The sequence below is a fragment of the Pseudomonas sp. CGJS7 genome, assembly GCF_036961695.1.
Map to the genome: position 1 here is coordinate 31,515 of NZ_JBAMDI010000075.1, position 23,038 is coordinate 54,552.

26 protein-coding genes are annotated in these 23,038 nt (G+C 62.4%); 9 read left to right on the forward strand and 17 right to left on the reverse strand.

The window, feature by feature from the left end:
* Positions 1-82 precede the first annotated feature (82 nt).
* The 5 genes from V7787_RS33240 to V7787_RS33260 all read right to left on the reverse strand — a co-directional run bounded on the left by V7787_RS33240 (position 83) and on the right by V7787_RS33260 (position 3,090).
* A complete protein-coding gene (locus V7787_RS33240; RefSeq protein ID WP_064491824.1) occupies positions 83-1,321 on the reverse strand; it encodes an RNA polymerase sigma factor in 1,239 nt (412 codons plus the stop codon).
* On the reverse strand, positions 1,321-1,806 hold the full coding sequence (locus V7787_RS33245) for an SRPBCC family protein (protein WP_014590053.1): 486 nt from the start codon (positions 1,804-1,806) through the stop codon (positions 1,321-1,323). Before V7787_RS33245 ends, V7787_RS33240 begins: the two co-directional genes overlap by 1 nt.
* Positions 1,807-1,827: 21 nt before the next feature.
* Positions 1,828-2,172, reverse strand: a complete 345-nt coding sequence (locus tag V7787_RS33250; RefSeq protein ID WP_014590052.1) for a YciI family protein — start codon at positions 2,170-2,172, stop codon at positions 1,828-1,830.
* Positions 2,173-2,216: 44 nt separating this feature from the next.
* Positions 2,217-2,642, reverse strand: a complete 426-nt coding sequence (locus V7787_RS33255; protein WP_010955229.1) for a YybH family protein — start codon at positions 2,640-2,642, stop codon at positions 2,217-2,219.
* A 190-nt stretch (positions 2,643-2,832) separates the two neighbouring features.
* Positions 2,833-3,090: a DUF2790 domain-containing protein gene (locus V7787_RS33260; protein ID WP_003254632.1), complete on the reverse strand. Its 258-nt coding sequence runs from the start codon at positions 3,088-3,090 to the stop codon at positions 2,833-2,835.
* A gap of 318 nt (positions 3,091-3,408) precedes the next feature.
* On the opposite strand from V7787_RS33260, the gene V7787_RS33265 reads away from it, so the two are divergent.
* Positions 3,409-3,813, forward strand: a complete 405-nt coding sequence (locus V7787_RS33265) for a GNAT family N-acetyltransferase (protein ID WP_064491825.1) — start codon at positions 3,409-3,411, stop codon at positions 3,811-3,813.
* Here the strand turns inward: V7787_RS33265 and def are convergent.
* The 3 genes from def to V7787_RS33280 all read right to left on the reverse strand — a co-directional run bounded on the left by def (position 3,768) and on the right by V7787_RS33280 (position 5,593).
* Positions 3,768-4,304, reverse strand: coding sequence for a peptide deformylase (gene def, locus V7787_RS33270; RefSeq protein ID WP_010955231.1), 537 nt, complete (start codon positions 4,302-4,304; stop codon positions 3,768-3,770). The genes V7787_RS33265 and def overlap by 46 nt on opposite strands.
* Positions 4,304-5,260, reverse strand: a complete 957-nt coding sequence (locus V7787_RS33275; RefSeq protein ID WP_003254637.1) for a YihY/virulence factor BrkB family protein — start codon at positions 5,258-5,260, stop codon at positions 4,304-4,306. Before V7787_RS33275 ends, def begins: the two co-directional genes overlap by 1 nt.
* Before the next feature lie 153 nt (positions 5,261-5,413).
* On the reverse strand, positions 5,414-5,593 hold the full coding sequence (locus tag V7787_RS33280; RefSeq protein WP_012051514.1) for a CsbD family protein: 180 nt from the start codon (positions 5,591-5,593) through the stop codon (positions 5,414-5,416).
* 235 nt (positions 5,594-5,828) lie between these two features.
* Between V7787_RS33280 and V7787_RS33285 the strand changes: the two genes are divergently transcribed.
* Positions 5,829-6,209: a hypothetical protein gene (locus tag V7787_RS33285; RefSeq protein WP_014590048.1), complete on the forward strand. Its 381-nt coding sequence runs from the start codon at positions 5,829-5,831 to the stop codon at positions 6,207-6,209.
* 5 nt (positions 6,210-6,214) lie between these two features.
* Here V7787_RS33285 and V7787_RS33290 read toward each other — a convergent pair whose 3' ends face one another.
* Complete coding sequence (locus V7787_RS33290; RefSeq protein ID WP_010955234.1) at positions 6,215-7,051, reverse strand: CvfB family protein; 837 nt, start codon at positions 7,049-7,051, stop codon at positions 6,215-6,217.
* A 130-nt stretch (positions 7,052-7,181) separates the two neighbouring features.
* Here V7787_RS33290 and V7787_RS33295 point away from each other — a divergent pair, with 130 nt between their 5' ends.
* On the forward strand, positions 7,182-8,042 hold the full coding sequence (locus V7787_RS33295; RefSeq protein WP_064491826.1) for a DUF6279 family lipoprotein: 861 nt from the start codon (positions 7,182-7,184) through the stop codon (positions 8,040-8,042).
* 19 nt (positions 8,043-8,061) lie between these two features.
* On the opposite strand, the gene aceK is transcribed toward V7787_RS33295, so the two are convergent.
* Complete coding sequence (gene aceK, locus V7787_RS33300; protein ID WP_020190624.1) at positions 8,062-9,777, reverse strand: bifunctional isocitrate dehydrogenase kinase/phosphatase; 1,716 nt, start codon at positions 9,775-9,777, stop codon at positions 8,062-8,064.
* A 204-nt stretch (positions 9,778-9,981) separates the two neighbouring features.
* On the opposite strand from aceK, the gene V7787_RS33305 reads away from it, so the two are divergent.
* Both V7787_RS33305 and V7787_RS33310 read left to right on the forward strand, forming a co-directional pair.
* Positions 9,982-10,857, forward strand: a complete 876-nt coding sequence (locus V7787_RS33305; protein WP_064491827.1) for a DMT family transporter — start codon at positions 9,982-9,984, stop codon at positions 10,855-10,857.
* 13 nt (positions 10,858-10,870) lie between these two features.
* Positions 10,871-11,329, forward strand: coding sequence for a DUF4265 domain-containing protein (locus tag V7787_RS33310; RefSeq protein ID WP_019436818.1), 459 nt, complete (start codon positions 10,871-10,873; stop codon positions 11,327-11,329).
* Between the two features lie 3 nt (positions 11,330-11,332).
* Here V7787_RS33310 and V7787_RS33315 read toward each other — a convergent pair whose 3' ends face one another.
* The 3 genes from V7787_RS33315 to cysK all read right to left on the reverse strand — a co-directional run bounded on the left by V7787_RS33315 (position 11,333) and on the right by cysK (position 14,732).
* The gene (locus V7787_RS33315) at positions 11,333-12,214 is read right to left on the reverse strand and encodes a DMT family transporter (protein WP_003254651.1); all 882 of its coding nucleotides are present in this window, start codon (positions 12,212-12,214) and stop codon (positions 11,333-11,335) included.
* Positions 12,215-12,648: 434 nt separating this feature from the next.
* Positions 12,649-13,584 carry an aspartyl/asparaginyl beta-hydroxylase domain-containing protein gene (locus tag V7787_RS33320; RefSeq protein WP_336091685.1) on the reverse strand — a complete coding sequence of 312 codons (936 nt, stop codon included), beginning with the start codon at positions 13,582-13,584 and terminating at the stop codon, positions 12,649-12,651.
* A 173-nt stretch (positions 13,585-13,757) separates the two neighbouring features.
* Complete coding sequence (gene cysK, locus V7787_RS33325; RefSeq protein WP_020190628.1) at positions 13,758-14,732, reverse strand: cysteine synthase A; 975 nt, start codon at positions 14,730-14,732, stop codon at positions 13,758-13,760.
* Between the two features lie 132 nt (positions 14,733-14,864).
* On the opposite strand from cysK, the gene V7787_RS33330 reads away from it, so the two are divergent.
* The 3 genes from V7787_RS33330 to V7787_RS33340 all read left to right on the forward strand — a co-directional run bounded on the left by V7787_RS33330 (position 14,865) and on the right by V7787_RS33340 (position 18,176).
* Positions 14,865-15,938, forward strand: a complete 1,074-nt coding sequence (locus V7787_RS33330) for a DUF748 domain-containing protein (protein ID WP_019436816.1) — start codon at positions 14,865-14,867, stop codon at positions 15,936-15,938.
* 200 nt (positions 15,939-16,138) lie between these two features.
* Positions 16,139-16,984: an AAA family ATPase gene (locus V7787_RS33335; protein ID WP_003254658.1), complete on the forward strand. Its 846-nt coding sequence runs from the start codon at positions 16,139-16,141 to the stop codon at positions 16,982-16,984.
* A 13-nt stretch (positions 16,985-16,997) separates the two neighbouring features.
* Positions 16,998-18,176 carry a vWA domain-containing protein gene (locus tag V7787_RS33340; protein WP_336091687.1) on the forward strand — a complete coding sequence of 393 codons (1,179 nt, stop codon included), beginning with the start codon at positions 16,998-17,000 and terminating at the stop codon, positions 18,174-18,176.
* A gap of 121 nt (positions 18,177-18,297) precedes the next feature.
* Here V7787_RS33340 and V7787_RS33345 read toward each other — a convergent pair whose 3' ends face one another.
* From V7787_RS33345 to V7787_RS33360, 4 genes are read right to left on the reverse strand one after another with little or no spacing between them, the layout of a single operon-like run.
* The gene (locus tag V7787_RS33345) at positions 18,298-19,215 is read right to left on the reverse strand and encodes a biotin-dependent carboxyltransferase family protein (protein ID WP_064491830.1); all 918 of its coding nucleotides are present in this window, start codon (positions 19,213-19,215) and stop codon (positions 18,298-18,300) included.
* Positions 19,212-19,898, reverse strand: coding sequence for a 5-oxoprolinase subunit PxpB (pxpB, locus tag V7787_RS33350; protein ID WP_064491831.1), 687 nt, complete (start codon positions 19,896-19,898; stop codon positions 19,212-19,214). Before pxpB ends, V7787_RS33345 begins: the two co-directional genes overlap by 4 nt.
* Positions 19,898-20,674 carry a 5-oxoprolinase subunit PxpA gene (locus tag V7787_RS33355; RefSeq protein WP_064491832.1) on the reverse strand — a complete coding sequence of 259 codons (777 nt, stop codon included), beginning with the start codon at positions 20,672-20,674 and terminating at the stop codon, positions 19,898-19,900. The genes pxpB and V7787_RS33355 overlap by 1 nt, the downstream gene beginning before the upstream one ends.
* A gap of 9 nt (positions 20,675-20,683) precedes the next feature.
* Positions 20,684-21,970 carry an MFS transporter gene (locus V7787_RS33360; RefSeq protein ID WP_064491833.1) on the reverse strand — a complete coding sequence of 429 codons (1,287 nt, stop codon included), beginning with the start codon at positions 21,968-21,970 and terminating at the stop codon, positions 20,684-20,686.
* Positions 21,971-22,100: 130 nt separating this feature from the next.
* On the opposite strand from V7787_RS33360, the gene V7787_RS33365 reads away from it, so the two are divergent.
* Positions 22,101-23,012 carry a LysR family transcriptional regulator gene (locus V7787_RS33365; protein WP_010955248.1) on the forward strand — a complete coding sequence of 304 codons (912 nt, stop codon included), beginning with the start codon at positions 22,101-22,103 and terminating at the stop codon, positions 23,010-23,012.
* Positions 23,013-23,038: the final 26 nt, after the last annotated feature.

Consider the following 23,038-nt stretch of genomic DNA (forward strand, 5'->3'; position numbering starts at 1 on the left):
CCTGGGTAACCCGCTAACGCGTTGATTTAGCAGGCACCCTGAGGGAGCGGGCTTGCCCGCGAAGCGGCCGGCACACCCCACATCATTCGATAGCCTGCAAACGCCGCTCGATATGCCGCCGTTCAGGCGCCTGCCGGGTCAAGGCCAGCGCCTGCTGCCAGGCCGCACGCGCCTCTTGCACCTGTCCCAGCTGGCAATGCAACTCGGCGCGTGCCGCATGTGCCAGGTGATAGTCCAGCAACTCCCCCCGCGCCAGAATCCCTTCGACTTCCCGCAAGCCAACCTCCGGCCCATCCCGCTTCGCCAGGGCCACCGCGCGGTTAAGCGCCACCACCGCTGATGGCCAATACCGCTGCAACACGTCATACAGCCCGACGATTTCTCCCCAGTCCGTCTCTTCAGCCGTCGCCGCTTCGGCATGCACGGCGGCAATCGCCGCCTGGACGGTATAGGCCCCGAATGCACGGCTCTGCAGGGCCTGGCGCACCAGAGCACAGCCCTCGGCAATGAACTGCCGGTCCCACAAGCTACGGTCCTGCTGCTCCAGAACCACCAAATCGCCTTGGCCATCGATGCGCGCCCGCTGCCGGGACGCCTGCAGCAACATCAACGCCAGCAGGCCGACCGCCTCCGGGTCGGGCAGCAACTGCACCAGCAACCGCGCCAGGCGAATGGCTTCATCGCTCAGCGCCTGCTGTAGCAGTGTCTCGCCCGATGACGCCGAATAGCCCTCGTTGAACACCAGGTAGATCACCCGCAACACGCTTTCCAGGCGCTCGGGCAGCTCATTCAGCTCCGGTACCTGGTACGGTATGCCCGCGTCACGGATCTTGGCCTTGGCGCGCACGATACGTTGGGCGATGGTGGCCGGGCTTTGCAGAAAGGCCCGGGCGATCTGCTCAGTGGTCAGGTCGCAGACTTCGCGAAGCGTCAATGGCACCTGAGCGTCGGCCGACAGGGCCGGATGGCAACAGGTGAAGATCAGCCGCAGGCGGTCATCCGCCAGCAGCTCTTCTTCACTGGGGTCCTGCGCCTGCCCCTCCAGCAGCATGCTCAAGTCCGCCTGGGAGCGGTCGAAGCGGACGCGCCGGCGCAGCGCGTCGATGGCCTTGAAGCGCCCGACAGAAACCAGCCACGCTCGCGGGTTGGCGGGAATACCGTCGCGTTGCCAGCGTTCAACGGCAATGAAGAAGGCATCATGCATGGCCTCCTCGGCCAGGTCGAAATCACCCAGCAAGCGGATCAGTGTCGCCAGTATGCGCCGCGACTCCTGCCGGTACACAGCCTCGACTTCGGCGCGCACCTGGGCCAGTGCGGCCATCAGTCGGGCATCCGCTGGGTCACCACCTCCACCAGGCGGTCCAGGCTTTCTCCCCAGCCCTGGTGGAAGCCCATTTCTTCATGGGCCCGGCAGTCGGTGGCATTCCAGTGCCAGGCACGGGCGGTGTAGCGGGTTTTGCCCTGTTCCTCGTCAAAGCTGATCACCGCGGTCATGAAGGCCTTGTCCGACGGTACCCAACCGGGGCCGAAGGCATCGGTGAACACCAGCCGGCGTGGCGCGGCAATTTCCAGAAAGACGCCCTGGTTGGGGTACTCGCTGCCATCCGGCGCGCGCATCAGGGTGCGAAACAGGCCACCGGCCCACAGCTGCATTTCACACTCCGGGGTGGTCATGCCGTGCGGCCCCCACCACTGCATCAGCCACTGGGGTTCGGTCCAGGCGCGAAATACCTTGGCCGGTGGTGCGTCGATCAGGCGGCTGATGGACAACTCGTGTTGCGCCTGGGCAATGGGTGCAAGGCTCATGCTGATGGTTCTCCTTGGCTGTCAGGGTTGCAGCTCGCGCACTGGTCGCACCTCGACACTGCCAACCCGCGCGGCAGGGATGCCCTTGGCGATATTCAGCGCTTCGTTGAGGTCGCGGGCCTCCACCAGGTAAAAGCCCGCCAGTTGCTCCTTGGTTTCGGCGAACGGGCCGTCGGTCAGGCTCATGTGTCCGTTGCGCATGCGTACCGTGGTGGCCGTCTGCACCGGCTTCAGCGCCTCGGCCGCCAGCATGCGCCCGGAACCCTGAATGGCTTCGGCGTAGGCCATGCATTCGGCGTCTGCCGGGCTGTCGGGCAGGCTGTGCAACAGCCCTTCGTCACAATAGACCAGGCACAGGTATTTCATGGTCGCCTCCAGGGTATTGGCAAAGTGCGTTTGGCGATAACGGCTCAGGGCTTGAGATCGAACAGCGCTTTTTGCGTTTCCATGTCGAAAGGCGCCGACCAGTGTTCATGGATTACCTGCCACTGGCCGCCTTGACGACGATAGCCCACCGTGGCGCGCATGAAGCCGCACTGGCTTTCGTCGTCGCCCGGGCCGCAGCGGTTCAGCCAATGGGCCAGGGCCAGATCGCCAGCGGCGTGCACGGTGAGTTGGGCAAGTTCGAACACCATGGGGCCGGTGCACATGCCCATGCACATTTCCCAGTGCGCCGTGTAGGCCGACTTGCCTTTGAATTGCAGAGCCTGGATGGCATCGAAGGCGACGATATCGTCGGCGTAGGGGGCGATGATGCCCGGGATGTCGCGATCGCGCACGGCTTGCATCCAGCGCTCGATCAATTGGCGGATTTCGGATTCGGCTGCAGTGCTCATCGGGGTACCTCCGACAGATCATAGGGGTTGGGGCACGGTGTGAAGCGTGCCTTCAGCTATGGTCGAACGGTAAGTGGAGGATTCGACAGGCGGGGAAATTATTCTGTATTGGCGGAGCACCTGGGAGATCGCGTCAGGGCCAGCAAGTGCCCGCCACAGCGTTTTCAGCCCCTGTGGCGGGCACCGCCAGTCAACCCTGCTGGCAACCTTCACCCATGGCCCGGTACTGAATGGTGTGCACCTGGCCCTGATGGTCTTCATAGGTCATGGTCGCAGGTACCACTTCGCAGACATTGGGGATGGTCGACAGGTTGATCACCCGCTTGATGTCCAGGTTCATCGAGTAGTCGTACTGCTGAGCCACAGGCTCGCTGGAGACGGGTTTGGCCTCATCGGCGAGGGCGAACGAGGACATACCGACCAATGCAAGAATCAGTAATGGTTTCATGTGGTTTTGCCTTTTGAGCGTTCAAGCTGATCGATTGACTTCTATTGCCGTATCCGGCGCGGAGAAGTTGTCATCTAGGGTCTAGATGGCACGAAGTACCGATCCCGCTTCGTACTGCCAGGGGGGATGAACAAAATTCTACTCCCGGCCAGCAATAGTTGAACCCCGTAGTCGGATATTCACCCTTGCCGGTTTTGCAACAATCTGCGACAAAGTGGCCGCAAATCATCAGGCCAGAGCCTCTGGCCTCGTTTCAGGGTAGGACTCACCATTTCTGAACAATTTTCCTGTTCGACGCTTTCGGACACAGAACGCCGTTTGCTGGACCACTTCTACCGCCAGCACAGCTCACGCATGCGCGCAGCAAGCGACGCCGAACTGTGGGTAGCACGGGCCCCTGGCATCATCGCCGGGCTGAGCCTGAGTGCGGTGGGTGAGGGATTCTGGCTGACGGGCCTGTTCGTCGCCCCGCAGCGGCGCAACCAAGGGGTGGCTGCGCGATTGGTCGAGGCCGCGCTGGCGCAGGTTGACGGGCCCGTCTGGCTGTTCTGTCATCCCGACCTGACGCCCTTCTACCAGCGCCTGGGTTTCGACCTGGCCCAACACCTGCCAGAAGCCCTGGCCAGCCGCCTGCTACGCTATCAGCGCAACAAACGCCTGGTAGCCCTGCAGCGAGGTCAGTCCTCGCTGACCTCAAGCCCAGGGAACAGCACCTCGGTGTAGCCGAACTTGGCAAAGTCCTGGATGCGCGAGGGGTATAGCCGGCCGATCAAGTGGTCGCACTCGTGTTGCACCACCCGTGCATGGAAGCCATCGGCAAAGCGGTTGATCGGGCTGCCCTGGGGGTCGATCCCTTGGTAGCAGATATGCTTGAAGCGCGGCACCACGCCGCGCAAGCCAGGCACCGACAGACAACCCTCCCAGCCGTCCTCGACCTCGCTGGAGGTCGGGGTGATGACCGGATTCAGCAGAATGGTCTGTGGCACTGCCTCGGCATCGGGGTATCGCTCGCTGCGCTCGAAGCCGAAGATCACCAACTGCAGGTCGATGCCGACCTGCGGGGCGGCCAGGCCCACACCGCCGACGTGACGCATGGTTTCGAACATGTCGTCGATCAGTTGCTGCAGTTCGGCACTGCCAAGCATGTGCTCGGGCACTGGCGGAGCGATGCGCAGCAGGCGTTCGTCGCCCATCTTGAGAATGTCACGGATCATCAGGGGTTCGGCTCGACGCTATGAGGCTTGCTCGGGTTTGGGTGCTCGTGACCCAGTACAGTCAAGGTTTCCTTGGGTTTTTCCCCGTCGAAGTCTTTCTCGCCCGGGTTCTTGCCTTCGGCTGACATGTGCTCGATCACCGCATTCATTTCGGCGCCGAGCAGCAGCACGGCAGCCGAAATATAGAAATACAGCAACAGCACGATGATTGCACCAATGCTGCCGTACATGGCGTTGTAGTCGGCAAAGGTCTTCACGTAGTAGGCAAAGCCCAGTGAAGCCACGATCCACACCACAACCGCCAGCACCGAGCCCGGGGTGATGAAGCGAAACTGCTGTTTCACATCAGGCATCACGTAATAGATCAGGGCCACTGCCACCATCAGCAGAATGATGATCACCGGCCAGCGCAGGATGGTCCACAGTGTGACGATGAACTCCTGCATGCCGATCTGGGCGGCTATCCATTCCATCACCTGCGGGCCCAGCACCATCAGCGCTGCGGCCGCCAGCAACATCCCAGCCAGGCCCACGGTGTAGAAAATGGAAAGCGGGATACGCTTCCACACCGGGCGACCTTCGGGCACATCGTAAGCGGCGTTCATGGCGCTCATCATCAGGCGCACGCCGGCGGAGGCGGTCCAGAGGGCGATCACGATACCCACCGACAGCAGCCCACCCTTGGATTGCTGCAACTGGTCGATCACCGGATTCACCTGCTCCAGCGCCTGGGGTGGCAACACCAGTTCCGACTGCAGACGCAGCCAGGAGAAAAAGTCCGGCAAGTGCAGGAAACCGATCAGGGCAATCAGGAACAACAGGAAGGGGAATAGCGAGAACAGCGCCTGGTAGGCCAGCGCTGAGGCATAGGTGGACATCTCGTCGTCGAGGAATTCCTTGACGGTGCGAACCAGCACGCGGTGCAGGGGCAAGCCGCGCAGGTCGGGGAAAATCATAGCGTCTCCTTTCGCCGCTTGATCGTTACACAGGCAAGTCTAATAGACCGTGCCCGAGCTGTGCTGCTCCCGGCCGTGGTTGAAGAATTTGCTTACGAATAAGTGCCGGCCTCTTCGCGGGTTCACCCGAGAAGAGGCCGGCACCGCCTCAAGTCAAGGTTTCTTCACCGCATCCTTCACATTGCCCTTGACCTGCTGCGCCTCGCCTTTGAGCTCCTGCGCCTTGCCTTCGGCCCGCAGCTTGTCGTTGTCGGTCACCTTGCCAACACCCTGTTTCACGTTGCCGATCGCTTCGTTGGCCAAGCCTTTCGCTTTGTCTTTAGTACCGCTCATGGCAAAACTCCTGCAAATGGAGACACGTGAACCGTGTCGACAAAAGGTTGACCCAACGCCTGGGCCAGGAGTTTCAACGGATTTCCCGGCCAGAAGCCGAACGGTAAAACGGCAGGCGAATACCGCCCAAGCCCGCGAAGAGGCCGGCACTGGCACCGCAAGTCACAAACCTTGCTCCGCCCCGTGCCACCCCTCACAATGCAGGCCTTCATAGCGTCAACGCGCAGGAACCTGCATGAAACTCGACAAACCCGCCGCCATCGCCCGGCGCAACGAAGCACTGGCCCGGCCGGTGCTGACCAGCAGCAATACTCTGTTCGCCACTCTGGACAGCAAACGCAACCTGTGGTGGTTCGAAGTGCCAGTGGCACTGCTGGGCAAGGGCCAGGCCGACTGGGTCAACCTGCTGCTGCACACGCCGGAAAGCGATGAGCTGCAGCACCTGAAGGTGCCCACCAATTTCCTCAAGGCTCACCTTGAGCAAATGGAAGTGCGCAAGCCTGGCAAGCGCCGCTCCACCATCAGCCTGGCCCTCAGCGCCGACCGTGACTCGCTGCTGCGCGACACCCGTCCGGGTGGCGAGCAGCTGGACTTCCGCAACTTCGTACAGGCATAAGGCCGTCAGGCTTTCTCGATGCGATCGTCATGGATGACGATCAGGCCCTGCTTGAACAATCCGCCAATGGCCTTCTTGAAGTTGCCCTTGCTGACGTTGAACAGCTTGCTGATCAACGCAGGGTCACTCTTGTCGCACACCCCCAACACCCCGCCTTCGGCTTCCAGGCGCGCCATGATCTGCTCTTGCAGGGTGTCCGCCAGGGCGGCGCCTACCGGCTGCAGGCTCAGTGAAATCTTGCCGTCCTGGCGCACTTCCTTGATGAAGCCCTTCTCGTGCATGCCCGAGCGCAAGAACTTGAACACCTCGTTCTTGTGGATCAGGCCCCAGTGGCGGTTGTTGATGATGGCCTTGAAGCCCATCGGCGTTTCGCCGGCCACCAGCAGCTCGACCGGCTGGCCAACCTTGTAGTCGGCTGGGGTGACATCGAGGTAGCGGTCCAGGCGCGACGTGGCAGTGATCCGGCGGGTGCGCTTGTCGAGGTACACGTGCACCACGCAGTAATCACCGATCTTCAGTGGCCGAGCCTCTTCCGAGTACGGCATCAGCAAGTCCTTGGACAGGCCCCAGTCCAGGAAGATACCGGCACCGTTGATGTCCTTGACCTTCAGGCTGGCGAACTCGCCAACCTGCACCTTGGGCTTCTCGGTGGTGGCGATCAGCTGGTCTTCGCTGTCCAGGTAGATGAACACGTTCAACCAGTCATCGACCTCGGTCTCGGCGTTTTTCGGGATGTAGCGCCCGGGCAGCAGGATCTCGCCATCGGCGCCGCCGTCCAGGTACAGACCGAAGTCCACGTGTTTCACGATTTGCAAACTGTTGTAACGCCCAAGCAGAGCCATTTCCGATGATCCTCAAGACAAGGCGGCTATTCTACACCTGAAGCCACCACATGGCCCGACCACTCATGCAGTGGAACCGCCAGGCCGCACTTGCATCTACCTTCTGGCCAGCCTGAGGAAGGAACAGCACATGCCGCTTCGCCTGCCCAAAGCCCTGCTTGTCGCCATCGGCTTCGCCCTGGCCTTGGCCGCCTGCAGCCGCATCGACCTGGCCTATCGCAACCTCGACCGCCTGGTGCCGTGGTCGCTGAGCGACTACCTGGACATGAACCGCGAGCAAAGGGCGCTGCTGGACGATCGGTTGCGCGAGCACCTGGCCTGGCATTGCAAGACTCAACTGCCCGGCTACCTCGACTGGCTCGATCGGCTACGTGACCTGGTCGCCGACGATCAGGTCACCGACCAGGCCCTGCAGCAAAGCACCCGCGAGGTCCGTGAAGCGATTGGTCGGGTGGCCGAGGAAATCACCCCTTCAGCCACCGAACTGCTGCGCGGCATGAGCGACAACCAGGTAGCGCAGATGCGTGAGGCCTTCCGCGAAGACATCAGTGAACGGCAGAAGCAGTATGTGGATACGCCATTGCCCAAGCAGATGGCCCGCCGTAGCGAGCGCATGGAAAAACGCCTGACGCCATGGTTTGGCGAGTTGACGGCGGTACAGAAGCAACGCATCCAGGCCTGGTCTCAAGCGCTGGGTGACCAGAACCGTGAATGGATCGCCAACCGTGCCCACTGGCAGCAGCAATTGCTGTTGGCAATGAACCAGCGCAACGACTCCAGCTTCGAACCGCGCCTGGCGACCTTGTTGCAACGCAAGGAGAGTTTGTGGACACCCGAATACCGGGCGGCGTATCAGAATAGCGAGCAGCAGGCACGCAGCCTGCTGGTGGACCTGGTGCGGCAAAGCACCCCGCAGCAACGGAGGTTCCTGCAGGAACGGTTGGGCAAGGTGCGTACCCATTTGAGCGAGATGAAGTGTTTGAAGGAGTGACAGACCTGTTCGCGCTGACTCACCGGGCTTTGCGCCGATACGGAAACACATCGATCACTTTCCCTTCACGTATCGCCGCCTGCAGCCCCTTCCAGTAATCCGCGTCATACAGTTCCCCATGCAAGCGGCTGAACAACCGCCGCTGGCCCATATCGGCAAACAGAAACGGCGGAAACTCTTCGGGAAACACATCATGCGGGCCGATCGAGTACCACGGCTCGCCCGACATTTCGTCCTCCGGGTAACGCGGGGGCGGAATGTGGCGGAAATTCACCTCGGTCAGGAAGCTGATTTCGTCATAGTCGTAGAACACGACCCGGCCATGGCGGGTCACTCCGAAGTTCTTCAGCAGCATGTCGCCGGGGAAGATGTTCGCCGCCGCCAGTTGCTTGATGGCTAGGCCGTAGTCCTCCAGTGCCTCCAGCACCTGGCCCTCGGTGGCCTGCTCCAGGTACAGGTTCAACGGCGTCATGCGCCGCTCGGTCCAACAGTGGCGGATCAGCACTGTGTCGCCCTCCAGCGCCACCGTCGACGGCGCCACCTCCAGCAACTCGGCCAGGCAATCCGGCTCGAACTTGCTGCGCGGAAAGCGAAAATCGGCAAACTCCTGGGTGTCGGCCATACGCCCCACCCGGTCGACACTCTTCACCAGCCGGTACTTGTCGATCACCGTGGCGCGGTCCACGGTTTTCGATGGCGAGAAGCGGTCCTTGATGATCTTGAACACCGTATTGAACCCGGGCAAGGTGAACACGCTCATGACCATGCCCCGCACCCCTGGCGCCATGACGAAGCGGTCATCACTGCTGGCCAGGTGGTTGATCAGTGCGCGGTAGAACTCCGACTTGCCCTGCTTGTAGAACCCGATCGAGGTATACAGCTCGGCAATGTGCTTGCCCGGCAGGATGCGCTTGAGGAAATTGACGAACTCGGCGGGCACCGGGACATCGGCCATGAAGTAAGAGCGGGTGAACGAAAAGATGATCGACACCTCGGCCTCGTCGGTAATCAACGCATCGGCCTCGATGCCGTGGCCCTCGCGGTGCAGCAAGGGAATCACCAACGGCCACTGCTCATCGCTGTTGTACAGGCGGCCGACCAGATAGGCCCCCTTGTTGCGGTAAAGCACGGGTACAAACAGCTCCACGGCCAGCGTCGGGTCCTTGCACACCCAGTCGGGCAGGCATTCGCGCAGTTGTTCTTCCAGCCGCGCCAGGTCGCCTTCCAGGTCGCCATAAGGCATGTCGAATGGGTAATCGGCGAACACCGCGCGCAGCAAGTTCCTGAGACTGCCATCAAGCCGATAGGTACGGGTTTGCGCGGCGCGCTCGCGGCCGCGCATGGAAGGCCGGGTAGTGTGGATGAACATGCAGCCGTCGCTGATCAGGTCATGGCTGAACAGGCTGCAAAACAGCGAGTTGTACCAGGTCTCTGCCAGCTCGTCGTCCAGGCGGGGGTCGATCAGGTGGATATAGGCGTTTTTCACCAGCGGCCACTGTTCCACATCCAGCAGCACCTCTGCGGCAAAGGCCTGGCGCAGCCAACCGTTGACTTCGGCGACTTTCTCTTCGTAGAGATTGATGCGGGCAGCGGCGGCCTGCTGGATATCCTGCCAGCGCGCCTGCTCGAAGCGCTGGCGAGCACCAAGGGTGATGCGCTGGAAATGATCGCGGTAGTCGTCGAAGCCGGCGAGGATCATCCGGGCGATTTCGACAGCGGGCCAGGGCTGGGACATGCGTGGGGCCTCGGAGCTGGGATTGAGTACAGAGCTTAGCCGCCCTTGGCTTCATCGGTTACTGCCATTGAAGGCCCGAGCTGTAGTTGCAGCTGCATTGCCCAGAGCCCCGCAGCCCAAGAGGAATTACACAGCAAGAAAGCACAAGAATCCCCCCGCCCCCTGGCGTACACTCGCGCCCCTGCCTTGCCTTCGGAGACCGTTGTGAGCCCCATCGCCCTAGCCCGCCTGCTGACCCTTGCCGCCGTCTGGGGAGCGAGTTTCCTGTTCATGCGCATCATCGCCCCCGAACTGGGCACGGTGCCGACCGCGTTCTTCCGGGTCTCCATCGCCTGTCTGGGCCTGATCGTGATACTGGCCGCCGCCCGTGTGCGCTGGGACTTCCAGGGCAAGCTCGGCGCGTGCCTGGTGCTGGGCATGATCAACTCCGGCATCCCCGCCACCTTCTATTCGGTGGCGGCCCAGGTGCTGCCGGCCGGCTATTCGGCGATCTTCAACGCCACCACCCCGTTGATGGGCGTGCTGGTCGGCGTACTGTTCTTCCGCGAGCCAATGACCCTGGCCAAACTCTGCGGCATCTTCCTTGGCCTGTTCGGCGTCGGCATCCTTAGCGGCGCCGGCCCGGTGGCACTGGACATGGCCCTGCTGCAAGGCGCCCTCGCCTGCCTGGCGGCCACCACCTGCTACGGCTTTGCCGGGTTCCTCGCCCGCCGCTGGATCAGCGGCCTGGACAGCCGTCTTTCCGCACTGGGCAGCATGCTCGGCGCCACGCTGATGCTGACCCCGCTGTTCGGCTGGAGCGCACTCACCCAACCGCCCGCCAGCTGGGGGGGCTGGGAGGTGTGGTTGTCGTTGCTGGGGCTGGGGCTACTATGCACCGCCTTTGCCTACATCCTGTACTTCCGCCTGCTGGCCGAGATCGGACCGGTCAAAGCCAGCACCGTGACCTTCCTGATCCCGGTATTCGGCGTATTGTGGGGGGCATGGCTGCTGAATGAGCCGTTGTCGATGGCGCACCTATACGGCGGCCTGCTGATTGGCCTGGCCTTGTGGCTGGTGCTGCGCCCGGCGCGCAACTGAAGCGGGGTACTGCATGAACAGCGCGTACAAAAAGGTCCTGTTCCGCCTGGAACAGGACGAGAACGGCTACCCACCGGCCTCGGTCGAGGGCCTGTGGGCCAAGGCCGTGGAAGGCGGCTATGCCATCGACAACATACCCTTCCATGTCTATGGCATCGCCCCGGGCGACGTGATCGACACCCGCGAGGAAGCAGGCGAAACCTGGTTCGCAGAACTGCGCCACAGCAGCGGCAGCTCGGTGTTCCGGGTGGTCGTCAAACCACCGGAAACCCTCGACCAGGTACGCGCAGCATTGCTGGATTTCGGCTGCGCCTGTGAAACCGAACAAGCAGTGAAGATGTTGGCGGTCGAGGTCCCGCCGCAACGCTCGCTCGATACCCTGCTCTACTACCTGCTCACCCAGCGCGAAGCCGGCCTGCTGGACTTCGAGGAAGGCGTGTTGCGCCACGCCATCCCCGAAGAGTTCCGCTAGGGCCTACGCTTCGGCCAGGCGCGCGGCGGGCTTGCGAAACACGAACAGCAGCCCTACCACGATCAGCCCCATGCCCAGCAGGCTGAGCGGTGCCAGGCGGTTACCGAAGATCAGCAAGTCCATCACCGCAGTCACCGCCGGCACCAGGTAGAACAGGCTGGTGACATTGACCAGGTTGCCCTTGGCGATCAGCCGGTACAGCAGCAAGGTTGCCAGCAGCGAGACCACCAGGCCCATCCACAGCAGCGCACCGACGAAGCTGCCGGTCCACTCGACATGAAGCGGTTGCAGAGGTGCGAACAGCGCGCACATGGCAAAGCCGGCCAGGTACTGCAGCGGCAGCGTGCCCATGGGGTTGTCGGTAATGCGCTTCTGCAGGATCGAGCCAAAGGTCATGCTGACCAGCGCCAGCAGGGCGAACAGCATGCCCGCCAGCGATACCCCGCCCAGGTTGATGCCCTGGTAGACCACCATGATCAAGCCGCCCAACCCCAAACCCAGGCCGAACAAACGGCTCCAGGAACGCTGGCGTTCCATCAGCACCACGGTGAGGATCGGTTGTACCCCCATCACCGTGGCCATGACGCCCGGGGTGACATGGGTATCAAGCGCCAACAGATAGAAAATCTGATAGGCACCGAGCAGCACACATCCGGTACCCAGGGCGCGCAGAATGCTCCCGCGAGTACGCGGCCAGCGCAGCCCTAGCAACGGGCCGATCAGCAACAGGCCAGCCAGGGCCAGCGCCGAGCGCAACAGCAGGAAGGCGAACGGGCTGGCATGCGCCAGGCCGAGCTTGGAGACGATCGCCCCGCTGCTCCACAGCAGGACGAACAGGCAGGTAGTGGCCGCCGAGGCCACGGACGTTTTGGTAAAGACAGACATGAATTGCCACCTGATAGTAGGCAGATAAGCCAAACGGACGGCGTGCGCTTCAACGTGAGCAGTGGCCGACCGTGTTCAGTAGGTTGCGCGTGTGAAGGGGTACGGCAAGAAGCCGATCAGCCCAGCACGACCACGCAATGAGGCGGAGCTACGCCGCCTACGACGCCACTGACAGGTGGTGGGGAGTGACAGATCATGACCGGCTGCTGGCTACCACGCACGACCATGCCCGCGACTGGCGCGATGGCAAAGCGTGTGGTGGAAGGGATGGCGGGCATGACAGGGGTCTTTGCAGAAGTGAATGCTCTGGAATATAGCGAGTGATTCTTCGCAGCACAACCCCGCCTCCACACGCGCGCCCTCGTCCTTGAAGGATGAGGCGCACCTGTGGCAGCGGGCTTGCCCCGCAAAGCGGCCGGTTAGACCAGAAAAAATCAGAACAACCAGCGATACAACAGATACGCCACCACCACCGCCAGTACCGGCCGCAGCACGCGGTAAGCCTTGGGGTTGGCACGTTTGAACTGCTTCACATGGCTGCTGATCCTGTTGCTGAAGCGCTTGCTCCAGGCGTACGCCTGGTTGATCCCGCCCACGCGCTCTTCGTCGGTGTTCTGCGGCGCGGTGGCGCGGCCGAGGAAGGCACTGACCCTACGGTTGATGCGCGTCATCAGCGGGCTACTCAGCGGGCGCTCGATGTCACAGAACAGGATCACGCGGGTAACGTCGGTTTCGTTCTTGACCCAGTGCACGTAGGTTTCGTCGAACATCACGTCTTCGCCATCACGCCAGGCGTACTGCTCACCGTCCACGTAGATGCGGCATGCGTCGGAGTTGGGCGTGGACAGCCCCAGGTGATAACGCAGCGAGCCTGCGAACGGGTCGCGGTGCGGGTTCAGGTGGCTGCCGCCGGGTAGCAGGGCAAACATTGCGCCCTTGACATTGGGGATGCGGCTGACCAGCTCGACAGTGCGCGGGCAAAGGGTTTGCGCCGAAGGCAGCGGTTTGTCGTACCACTTCAGGTAAAAGCGCTTCCAGCCCTTCTTGAAGAACGAACCGAAGCCGGCGTCGTTATCTTTCTCAGCGGCACGGATATAGCCTTCGTCGAACAGGCGCATGGCCTCTTCGCGGATTTCCTGCCAGTTGTCCTTCAACACGTCCAGCTCGGGGAAGCGCTGGCGATCCAGGTAGGGCTTGGACGGCACGCCGGAAAACAGGTACATCAACGCGTTGTAGGGGGCGAACAGCGCCGAATGGTTGACGAACTGGCGCAACACCGGCAGACGGGCCTTGCCGCGCAAGTGCACGAACAGCACGCTGCCGAAAAACACCAGCAAGACACCCGCCTTGGCTGCAAAGGAAAAGGTCATGCTTTCACTCCTTGAGGAAGAGTCAGGCCTGCGCTGCCTGCTCTCCAGAAAATCATCCTGCCATCATAAACCGATCCCGCCGCGGTAAAAACAACCCGGGCGGGATCGCATTCATGAAGATTTTGCAATAAACCAGTCCGCCGATCGTTGCGCCGGATCAGCGGCAAGGCCGATTACTGCTGGGTTTCCTGCTCGCTGAACATGTCGCTGAACAGCATGCTCGACAAGTATCGCTCGCCCGAATCGGGCAGGATTACGACGATGGTCTTACCCTGCATTTCCGGTTTTTCGGCCAGACGCACCGCTGCCGCCATTGCCGCACCGCAGGAAATACCACAAAGGATGCCCTCTTCCTGCATCAGGCGAATCGCCATGGCCTTGGACTCTTCGTCGGTCACCGTCTCCACTTGGTCGACAATCGACAGGTCGAGGTTTTTCGGCACGAAACCGGCGCCGATGCCCTGGATTTTGTGCGGGCTTGGCTTGAGTTCTTCGCCGGCCAGGGTCTGGCTGATCAGGGGCGATGCCACGGGTTCCACTGCCACCGACAGGATGGCCTTGCCCTGGGTATGTTTGATGTAGCGCGACACGCCGGTGATGGTCCCGCCAGTGCCCACGCCTGCCACCAGCACGTCGATGGCGCCGTCCGTGTCGTTCCAGATCTCAGGGCCGGTGGTTTTCTCGTGAATGGCCGGGTTGGCCGGGTTTTCGAACTGGCCCGGCAGGAAGTACTGCGCCGGGTCGGAGGCGACGATTTCGTTGGCCTTCTCGATCGCGCCCTTCATGCCCTTGGCCGGATCGGTCAATACCAGCTCGGCGCCCAGTGCCTTCAGCACCTTGCGGCGCTCCAGGCTCATCGAGGCGGGCATGGTCAGCATCAGCTTGTAGCCGCGGGCGGCGGCAACGAAGGCCAGGCCGATACCGGTGTTGCCCGAGGTGGGCTCGACGATGGTCATGCCCGGTTTGAGCTTGCCGCTGCTCTCGGCGTCCCAGACCATGTTCGCGCCAATGCGGCATTTGACCGAGTATCCGGGGTTGCGCCCTTCGATCTTGGCCAGGATGGTCACACCGCGCGGGGCGATGCGGTTGATCTGCACCAGCGGCGTGTTACCGATGGAGTGGGCGTTGTCTGCAAAGATACGGCTCATGGCAGGGGTCCTTGGCATGAAAAAGCAGGGAAATGACTCAAGGGTAAGCCTGCGGCGGTGGCCCGTAAAGCCTGTTCGAACTCAGCCCGGCACGTTGCGGTCAACCGCACATCCCGCCTTGGAGACAGCCTCATGAAAGCCCGCTATCGCTGGCCGCTGGTCGGCCTGGCCAGCCTGATCGTGCTGCTGGTGGCGCTGCACCTGGCCCTGCCCTACCTGGTGCGCGACTACCTCAACGACAAGCTGGCCGACATGGGTGACTACCGCGGCCAGGTAGCCGATGTGGACCTGGCCTGGTGGCGCGGTGCCTACCAGATCAATGGGCTGAAAATCGTCAAGACCACCGGCAAGGTGCCCGTACCGTTTCTCGACGCCCCACTGATCGACCTTTCGGTGAGCTGGCGTTCGTTGTGGTACGACAAGGCAGTAGTGGCGGAGGTAACCTTCGTGCACCCCGAGCTGAACTTTGTCGACGGTGGTAGCAAACAGGCATCGCAGACCGGCCAAGGTACCGACTGGCGCCAGCAGCTGGAAAAACTCCTGCCCATCACCCTCAACGAAGTGCGTATCGACAATGGCGTGCTGACGTTCCGCAACTTCAATTCCAAGCCACCGGTCGACCTCAAGGCCACCCGGTTGAACGCCAGCATCCACAACTTGACCAACGTGCGCGACCAGCAAGGCCGTCGCGATGCAAGTTTCGAAGGGACGGCGCTCATCGCGGGGGATGCGAAGGTAGAAAGCCGTGCCACCTTCGACCCTTTCAGTGATTTCGACGACTTCGAATTCAGGCTTCGCGCCACCGGCATCGAGCTGCGCAAACTGAATGACTTTGCCAGCGCCTACGGCAAATTCGACTTCAATGCCGGGCACGGTGACGTGGTCATCGAGGCCCAGGCAGAAAACGGCCGGCTGAACGGCTATATAAAACCGCTGCTGCGCGATGTCGACGTGTTCGACTGGCAACAGGACGTCGAGGAAAAGGACAAGGGCTTCTTCCGCTCAGTGTGGGAGGCCCTGGTGGGGGCGACCGAAACGGTGCTGAAGAACCAGCCGAAAAACCAGTTCGCCACCCGGGTGGAACTCAGCGGCAGTGTGCGCCAACAGGATATCAGTGCCTTCGAAGCGTTCTTGCAGATCCTGCGCAATGGGTTTGTCCAGGCATTCAATGCGCGCTATGAGCAACCAGCGCCGAAGTCTGACTGAGACAGTGTGACGGGGCATTCAGGGACTGAATACCCGGTCTGCGTTTGCAGCCGCCTGGCCCCGCGTTATAGTCGGAAACAAATCCAGATCATGTGCTGCGTGTTCGGGCCTCTTCGCGGGTAAACCCGCCCCTACAACCTTATTAGGCGCGGGTTTCCCGCGAAGAGGCCCGCAAAGCCCTAAACAGAGGACAACCCCCCATGAAGTTCGAAGGCACCCGCGACTACGTCGCCACAGACGACCTGAAACTGGCGGTAAACGCGGCCATTACCCTCGAACGCCCGCTGTTGGTCAAGGGCGAACCGGGCACCGGCAAAACCATGCTCGCCGAGCAGTTGGCGGCCTCGTTCGGGGCGCGCCTGATCACCTGGCACATCAAATCCACCACCAAGGCCCACCAGGGGCTGTACGAGTACGACGCGGTCAGCCGCCTGCGCGACTCGCAGCTGGGCGTGGACAAGGTGCACGATGTGCGCAACTACCTGAAAAAGGGCAAGCTCTGGGAGGCTTTCGAGGCCGATGAGCGGGTCATCCTGCTGATCGACGAAATCGACAAGGCCGATATCGAATTCCCCAACGACCTGCTGCAAGAACTCGACAAGATGGAGTTCTACGTCTACGAAATCGACGAGACCATCAAGGCCAAACAGCGGCCGATCATCATCATTACCTCGAACAACGAAAAAGAGCTGCCGGACGCCTTCCTGCGCCGCTGCTTCTTCCACTACATCGCCTTCCCCGACCGCACTACCCTGCAGCAGATTGTCGACGTGCACTACCCGAACATCAGCCAGTCGCTGGTCAGCGAGGCACTGGATGTGTTCTTCGACGTGCGCAAGGTGCCGGGCCTGAAGAAAAAGCCGTCCACCTCCGAGCTGGTCGACTGGCTCAAGCTGCTGATGGCCGACAACATCGGTGAAGCGGTGCTGCGCGAACGCGACCCGACCAAGGCCATCCCGCCGCTGGCCGGTGCGCTGGTAAAAAACGAGCAGGATGTTCAACTGCTCGAGCGCCTGGCCTTCATGAGCCGGCGCGGCAACCGCTGACAGGAGCAGGGCCATGCTGCTCAATCTGTTCAATGAGATGCGTGCGGCCAAGGTGCCGGTTTCGGTGCGTGAACTGCTCGACCTGCACCAGGCCTTGCAAAAGCGCGTGGTGTTCGCCGACATGGACGAGTTCTACTACCTCGCCCGCGCCATCCTGGTGAAGGACGAACGCCACTTCGACAAGTTCGACCGTGCCTTCGCAGCCTACTTCAAGGGCCTGGAAAACCTCGACCGGCATATCGAGGCGCTGATCCCCGAAGACTGGCTGCGCAAGGAATTCGAGCGTTCGCTGACCGATGAAGAACGCGCACAGATCCAGTCGCTGGGCGGCCTGGACAAGCTTATCGAGGTATTCAAGCAGCGCCTCGAAGAGCAAAAGGAACGCCACGCTGGCGGCAACAAGTGGATTGGCACCGGCGGCACCAGCCCATTCGGCTCGGGTGGTTTCAACCCCGAGGGCATCCGCGTCGGTGACGCCGGCAAGCGTCAGGGCAAGGCAGTCAAAGTCTGGGACCAACGCGAGTACAAGAACCTCGACGACCAGGTCGAGCTTGGCACCCGCAACATCAAGCTGGCCCTGCGCCGGCTGCGCAAGTTCGCCCGCGAAGGCGCCGCCGAAGAGCTCGACATCGATGGCACCATCGACCACACCGCGCGTGATGCCGGGTTGTTGAACATCCAGATGCGCCCCGAGCGGCGCAACACCGTGAAGCTGCTGTTGCTGTTCGACATTGGCGGTTCGATGGATGCCCACGTCAAAGTCTGCGAGGAGCTGTTCTCGGCCTGCAAGACCGAGTTCAAGCACCTGGAGTATTACTACTTCCACAATTGCGTTTATGAGTCGGTGTGGAAGAACAACCTGCGCCGCACGTCCGAACGTTTTTCCACCTTCGACCTGCTGCACAAGTACGGCGATGACTACAAGGTGGTGTTCGTCGGTGACGCGGCCATGGCGCCCTACGAGATCACCCAGCCCGGTGGCAGCGTGGAGCACTGGAACGAAGAAGCCGGGTATGTGTGGATCCAGCGTTTCATGGAAAAATTCAGGAAGGTCATCTGGATCAACCCGTACCCCAAGCAGGCCTGGGAGTACACCGCCTCGACCCATCTGGTGCGCGACCTGATCGAGGACAAGATGTATCCGCTGACCCTGCAAGGGTTGGAGGACGGGATGCGCTACCTGTCCAAGTGAGGTTGCCTGTACCGGCCCTTTCGCGGGCTCGCCCGCTCCCACAGGCCCCCCCACATTCACAACCCTCAAATGCAGTGCTATCCCTGTGGGAGCGGGCAAGCCCGCGAAAGGGCTAGCAGCCTTAAGACCAACGCCTCAGGTAAAGCTGCTGCTCACGCCAGGCCTGGTCCTGCACCACCGCCCTGAACCGCACCACCGCCCCCGGCATGCACTGCGCCAGTTGCGCCAGCGCCAGCGGCGTCAGCGCGCCCAGCCGCGGGTACCCACCAATGGTCTGCCGGTCATTGAGCAACACGATCGGCTGCCCGTCTGGCGGCACCTGTACCGCCCCCAGCGGGATCCCTTCGGAGATCATCGGCGCCCCTTGGTACACCAGCTGCGGCCCCAACAACCGGATGCCCATGCGGTCGGCCCGGCTATCCAGCGTCCACTCCCGGTTGAATGCCTCGAACAAGCTGGTACCGCTGAATTCACCGATCTGCGCGCCCATCACCAGGTCCAGCACCGGCTTTGGGGCGAACTGCGGGCACAACGCTTGCGGCACTTCGCGCAGGGGGGCATTGCTACCGGTAAAAGCCAATGCCTGGTGTTTAGCCAGCGCAGCACCCTGGCCATCGATGCCACCCAGTGCTTCACGTACCACGGTGGCACAACTGCCCAGCACATCCTCGCCCAGAAACCCACCCGGTGCCGCCAGATACGCCCGCACACCCACTTTGGGCTGTCTCAAGGTCAAGCGCTGCCCCTTGGCCAAGGCAAAGCTGCGCCATGGCGCGAGTGGCTGATCATCGACACACGCATCCAGGTCGGCACCGGCCAGGGCCAGCACGCAATCCTGTTCGGCCACCACGCAAAAACCACCCAGCGCCACCTCGACCACCGGCGCCCCCAACGGGTTGCCCAGCAGCCAGTTGGCCCAGTGCATCGCCACCCAGTCCAGCGCCCCGCCCTGGGTCACGCCAAGGTGGCGCACGCCAAAGCGCCCGGCATCCTGTAACTGGCACAACGGCGTACTGGCCTCGATCATCAACTGCTTCATCCCTGCGCCTCCACATCACCACCCATAGCCAGGAATTCGCTGCGCGAGACCGGCACGAAGCGCACCCGGTCACCGGGTTGCAAGAGGCTGTAACCCTCACGCTCACGGTCGAACAACCGCACCGGGGTGCGCCCGATCAGGTTCCAGCCACCCGGCGATACTGCCGGGTAGGCCGCCGTCTGGCGCTCGGCAATACCCACGCTGCCCGCCGCCACGCGCTTGCGTGGGGTAATCAGACGAGGGCTGGCCAGGCGCTCGTCGACCAGGCCCATGAAGCCGAAACCCGGTGCGAAGCCCAGGGCAAACACCGGGTAATCACGTTCGCCGTGCAAGCGAACAATCTCCGCTTCACTCAAGCCGCTGCGGGCTGCCAGCACAGGCAGCTCGGGGCCGACACTGGCGTCGTACCACACCGGGATCTCGTGTCGGCGCCCGCCACTGCCTGTGTCAGGCTGCAAGCCGTCCAGCGCCTGAGCGATTCGCGCCCTGGCCTCGCCTGGCGGCAGGGCAGACTGCACCATCAGCGTGGTATAGGACGGCACCAGGTCCAGCAAATGCTCGCCGAACGCCGCGCTCAAGCGCCGGCTGGCGGCGAGCATCCATGGCATGTTGGCCTCATCGATACGGTCGAACAGGCGTACCATCAGGCTGTCGATGGCGACCACTTCGATTCGCGGCTTCATCACACCTCCAGCCCATCGAGGGCCTGGCGAATCTGCCGCACCGCCGCCACCGAACTGTCGTTGTCGCCATGCACGCAGAGGGTGCGGGCGGCAAGCTGCAAGGCGCTGCCATCGTCAGCCAACAGCGTTTCGCCTCGGGCCAGACGCACCGCCTGCTCCACCACCCGCGCCGGGTCGTGATGCACCGCGCCCGGCAGGCGCCGCGACAGCAGATGGCCGCTGGCGGTGTATGCGCGGTCTGCGAACGCCTCGAACCACAGCGGCACGCCGATTTCATCGCCTAGTGCCTGGGCGGCACGGTTGTCGGCGGTGGCCATCAGCATCAATGGCAGGTTGCTGTCATAGGCCGCTACGGCCTCCAGCACGGTACGCAGCTTGAGCGGGTCGGCCATCATGTCGTTGTACAGCGCGCCATGGGGCTTCACATAGGCCACGCGACCACCCAGCACTTTGCAGATGCCATCCAGCGCACCGATCTGATAATGCAGCAGGTCGCGGATTTCTTCCGGGCTGCAGGCCATGGAGCGGCGGCCGAAGCCGACCAGGTCCGGGTAGGCCGGATGAGCGCCGATAGTCACCCCGTGCTCCAGCGCCAGGGCCACGGTGCGGCGCATGATGCCGGGGTCGCCGGCGTGGTAGCCGCAGGCGATGTTGGCGCAATCGATGTAAGGCATGACCTCGGCATCCAGGCCCATGCGCCAGCTGCCAAAACTCTCGCCCATGTCGCAATTGAGTAGCAGGCGTTCCACCACGAGGCCTCCGTTGTTGTTGTGCATATGCCTACCTTACCGCGCCTGCAGCTGTTTGCCGCGGGTTTCCGGCAAGCTCAAGGCCGCCACGATCACAATGCCGTAGGACACAGCAGAAAACACGCCGATACCCAAACCCAGCGGAACGTTCTGGCCGAGCATGCCGATCATTAACGGGAACAGCGCGGCAATGACCTTGCCGATGTTGTAGCAGAAGCCCTGCCCCGAACCCCGGATGCGCGTGGGGAACAGTTCGGTCAGAAACGCCCCCATGCCGCTGAAGATACCCGAGGCGAAGAAGCCCAACGGGAGACCCAGCCACAGCATCACGCCATCGCTGACCGGCATCTGCGTGTACAACAGCACAATGACGAAAGAGCCCACGGCGAACAGGATGAAGTTCTTCTTGCGCCCCAGCAGGTCGGACAGATAAGCGCTGACCACATAGCCCACGTACGAGCCGACGATCACCATGGCCAGATAACCACCCGTGCCCAGCACACTCAGGCCGCGTTCGTTCTTCAGGAAGGTTGGCAGCCACGAGGTGATGGCGTAGTAACCGCCGAGCGCGCCGGTGGTCAGCAGGGATGCCCGCACGGTGGTCCAGAGCATGCCCGGGGCGAAGATTTCGTAGAAGCGCGAAGGTGCCTCGGCGTTTTCCACTGCCTTGGCCTTACGATAGACCTCAGGGTCCTTGACCAGGCGGCGAACGAAGATCACGAAGATTGCCGGTACCAGCCCCAGCAGGAACAACGCACGCCAAGCCTGCTCTGCCGGCAGCCAGGAGAACAGCAGCGCATAGAGGATGGCCGTGAGGCCCCAGCCGATTGCCCAGCCGGACTGCACCATGCCCACCGCCTTGCCGCGGTCCTGGGCGCGGATCACCTCGCCGATCAACACCGCACCGGCGGTCCACTCGCCACCGAAGCCAAAGCCCATCAGGGTTCGGGCAATCAGCAATTGCTCGTAGTTCTGAGCGAAGCCGCACAGGAAGGTGAAGAAGGCGAACCACAACACCGTCAGTTGCAGGGTACGCACCCGGCCGATGCGGTCGGAGAGGATACCCGCCACCCAGCCTCCTACAGCCGAGGCGATCAGCGTGCTGGTGTGGATCAACCCGGCTTCGGTGGTGGTGATACCCCACAGCATGATCAGCGTAGGGATGACGAAACTGAGCATCTGTGTGTCCATACCGTCCAGGCCATAGCCAATCTTGCAGCTCCAGAAGGTACGTCGTTGCTGTTTGTCGATGTCACGGTACCAGGCGAAAGGCCCGGACGAAGGGAGGGTACTGACCTGCTGCTGCACGCCGGTGGGGTTCATGGATGCCTCGGCTTGTTGGTATTGTTTTATGGGCGACATGAAGCGTCGCGGCCTGGGCGCCATTGTTCAGAGGCCGCCTCGCCTGCGTCCAACGAAAAAAACCGCCGGTCTGGAACAAGAAAAACTGATCATGAACCTTCGCTTCCTCGAAACCTTCGTCTGGGTCGCCCGGCTCAAGAGCTTCCGCCTGACGGCAGAAAAGCTGTTCACCACCCAGGCTTCGGTATCCAGCCGCATTGCCGCACTGGAGGCTGACCTGGGCGTGAAGCTGCTGCTGCGCGACTCCCGCGGCGTCAGCCTGACCCCGGAAGGCAGCAAGGTGCTGGAATACGCCGAACGCATGCTGGAAACCGCCAAGGCCATGAAGCAGTCGCTGGACAGCGACCGGGCCAAGGTCGGGCGCATTCGCATCGGGGTGATGGATACTGTGATCCACACCTGGATGAGCGCGCTGGTGGCGGAGCTGACCGAGCGCTACCCACAGGTGGAAATCGAACTGGTGGCCGACACCGCGCTGAACTTGCGCGAGCAGCTGCAGAAGGGCTTTCTTGACGTGATTTTGCAGACCGACTTGCTGCGCGAGCAATCGATCCGCAGCCTCGACCTGGCACGCTACCCAATGGGCTGGGTGGTGGCCGCAGGCGCCCACCAGCACCGGGACTATGCGTCGCTGGCCGAACTTGGGCGCGAGCGCATCATCACCTTCTCGAAGAATTCACGGCCGCACCAGGAGGTGCTGAGCTTGCTGCAGGCTGCGGGGGCAGAGGCACCCCGGTTGAATTGTGTGAACTCGGTGGCGGCGATTACCCGGCTGTTGCGCGACGGCTTTGGCATTGGCGCGCTACCGCCGGCGCTGGTGGATGCCGAGTTGGGCCGGGGCGAGCTGGTGCTGCTGGAAGGGTTGCAGCCGCCGCCGAGCCTTGAGCTGGTGGTGGCGTGGCAGACCGGGGTGGCGTTGGTCGATGAGGTGGTTGGGGTTTGCCGGCAGGTGTTGGCGCGGTATGCGCGGGATGTGGGTGGGCAGCGGATCGTGCTGGTCTGACCAACAGTCTCCGCCTGTACCGGCCC

What these genes read in the sequence shown, in the direction of transcription:
- V7787_RS33240 (WP_064491824.1), bottom strand. Translation starts at nt 1,321, where the DNA reads ATGGCCGCACTGGCCCAGGTGCGCGCCGAAGTCGAGGCTGTGTACCGG.
- V7787_RS33245 (WP_014590053.1), bottom strand. Translation starts at nt 1,806, where the DNA reads ATGAGCCTTGCACCCATTGCCCAGGCGCAACACGAGTTGTCCATCAGC.
- V7787_RS33250 (WP_014590052.1), bottom strand. Translation starts at nt 2,172, where the DNA reads ATGAAATACCTGTGCCTGGTCTATTGTGACGAAGGGCTGTTGCACAGC.
- V7787_RS33255 (WP_010955229.1), bottom strand. Translation starts at nt 2,642, where the DNA reads ATGAGCACTGCAGCCGAATCCGAAATCCGCCAATTGATCGAGCGCTGG.
- V7787_RS33260 (WP_003254632.1), bottom strand. Translation starts at nt 3,090, where the DNA reads ATGAAACCATTACTGATTCTTGCATTGGTCGGTATGTCCTCGTTCGCC.
- def (WP_010955231.1), bottom strand. Translation starts at nt 4,304, where the DNA reads ATGATCCGTGACATTCTCAAGATGGGCGACGAACGCCTGCTGCGCATC.
- V7787_RS33275 (WP_003254637.1), bottom strand. Translation starts at nt 5,260, where the DNA reads ATGATTTTCCCCGACCTGCGCGGCTTGCCCCTGCACCGCGTGCTGGTT.
- V7787_RS33280 (WP_012051514.1), bottom strand. Translation starts at nt 5,593, where the DNA reads ATGAGCGGTACTAAAGACAAAGCGAAAGGCTTGGCCAACGAAGCGATC.
- V7787_RS33285 (WP_014590048.1), top strand. Translation starts at nt 5,829, where the DNA reads ATGAAACTCGACAAACCCGCCGCCATCGCCCGGCGCAACGAAGCACTG.
- V7787_RS33290 (WP_010955234.1), bottom strand. Translation starts at nt 7,051, where the DNA reads ATGGCTCTGCTTGGGCGTTACAACAGTTTGCAAATCGTGAAACACGTG.
- V7787_RS33295 (WP_064491826.1), top strand. Translation starts at nt 7,182, where the DNA reads ATGCCGCTTCGCCTGCCCAAAGCCCTGCTTGTCGCCATCGGCTTCGCC.
- aceK (WP_020190624.1), bottom strand. Translation starts at nt 9,777, where the DNA reads ATGTCCCAGCCCTGGCCCGCTGTCGAAATCGCCCGGATGATCCTCGCC.
- V7787_RS33310 (WP_019436818.1), top strand. Translation starts at nt 10,871, where the DNA reads ATGAACAGCGCGTACAAAAAGGTCCTGTTCCGCCTGGAACAGGACGAG.
- V7787_RS33315 (WP_003254651.1), bottom strand. Translation starts at nt 12,214, where the DNA reads ATGTCTGTCTTTACCAAAACGTCCGTGGCCTCGGCGGCCACTACCTGC.
- V7787_RS33320 (WP_336091685.1), bottom strand. Translation starts at nt 13,584, where the DNA reads ATGACCTTTTCCTTTGCAGCCAAGGCGGGTGTCTTGCTGGTGTTTTTC.
- cysK (WP_020190628.1), bottom strand. Translation starts at nt 14,732, where the DNA reads ATGAGCCGTATCTTTGCAGACAACGCCCACTCCATCGGTAACACGCCG.
- V7787_RS33330 (WP_019436816.1), top strand. Translation starts at nt 14,865, where the DNA reads ATGAAAGCCCGCTATCGCTGGCCGCTGGTCGGCCTGGCCAGCCTGATC.
- V7787_RS33335 (WP_003254658.1), top strand. Translation starts at nt 16,139, where the DNA reads ATGAAGTTCGAAGGCACCCGCGACTACGTCGCCACAGACGACCTGAAA.
- V7787_RS33340 (WP_336091687.1), top strand. Translation starts at nt 16,998, where the DNA reads ATGCTGCTCAATCTGTTCAATGAGATGCGTGCGGCCAAGGTGCCGGTT.
- V7787_RS33345 (WP_064491830.1), bottom strand. Translation starts at nt 19,215, where the DNA reads ATGAAGCAGTTGATGATCGAGGCCAGTACGCCGTTGTGCCAGTTACAG.
- pxpB (WP_064491831.1), bottom strand. Translation starts at nt 19,898, where the DNA reads ATGAAGCCGCGAATCGAAGTGGTCGCCATCGACAGCCTGATGGTACGC.
- V7787_RS33355 (WP_064491832.1), bottom strand. Translation starts at nt 20,674, where the DNA reads ATGCACAACAACAACGGAGGCCTCGTGGTGGAACGCCTGCTACTCAAT.
- V7787_RS33360 (WP_064491833.1), bottom strand. Translation starts at nt 21,970, where the DNA reads ATGAACCCCACCGGCGTGCAGCAGCAGGTCAGTACCCTCCCTTCGTCC.
- V7787_RS33365 (WP_010955248.1), top strand. Translation starts at nt 22,101, where the DNA reads ATGAACCTTCGCTTCCTCGAAACCTTCGTCTGGGTCGCCCGGCTCAAG.